Source organism: Aeromonas sp. 603404 (genome assembly GCF_049171775.1).
GTDB lineage: Bacteria > Pseudomonadota > Gammaproteobacteria > Enterobacterales > Aeromonadaceae > Aeromonas > Aeromonas veronii_A.
In genome coordinates this window covers 1-690 of sequence record NZ_JAAKPE010000028.1, presented here as the reverse complement: position 1 = coordinate 690, position 690 = coordinate 1, and the positions used below count along the sequence as shown (strand labels likewise).

Sequence of the window (690 nt, the reverse complement as noted above, 5' to 3'; positions counted from 1 at the left end):
TGACATCGACTTCAACGTCGAGGCGCTGAATGCGGGTGCGACCGAAACGGATGGCACGGTACAGGTGCTGCTGACCAACACGGTGAGTATCAGCGATGGCGACGGGTCAGAGACCTGGACCAGCCTGGTGTATACCTTCAACAATTTGCCTGCGAATACCACTGCAGTGGGTGGCACCCTGGTGGGTAACGTCCTGACAGTGAACGTGGTGGCGGGGGCATTGCCGCCGGCGTTTGGGCTGGTGTTCCCGGCGGACTATTCGACGGCCGGGGTGTCGGGCAGCGCGAACAACACCGGTGCGCCCATCAGTTACACCGTGGTGGCGACCACCAATGAAGGCACGGCCAACAGCAGTGGCACGGTCACTATCGGAGTGGAAGGGGATATCAGTGTCAGCGCCACCAACCTGGTGCTGGCAGAAACGGATGCACCGGTGGCGGTATCGCTGGCGGCGCAGCTGGGTGTCACTGCGACCGACGCGGATGGTTCGGAGCAGGTGACCGGTGTGACGGTGACCCTGAGCGGTGTGCCGGCAGGTGCGTTGATGGGGGCAGGCTGGGTGGCTGGCGCGGTGGCGGGCAGCTACAGCTGGAGCGGTGCGAGCACAGCGGGCGTACCTGGCTTTAGCTTGCCGGCGGACTGGAGCGGGGTCGTGAATGGCAATGTGGCGGGGACCACGGACGAGGGTGG

The 690-nt window shown here is 64.6% G+C and carries 1 protein-coding gene; it reads left to right on the top strand.

Annotated elements, in window-relative coordinates; all coding sequences use genetic code 11:
• Positions 1 to 181 precede the first annotated feature (181 nt).
• Positions 182 to 690, top strand: a 509-nt coding sequence (locus G5306_RS20355) for a hypothetical protein (protein ID WP_421313604.1), incomplete at its 3' end; no start/stop codon positions are given.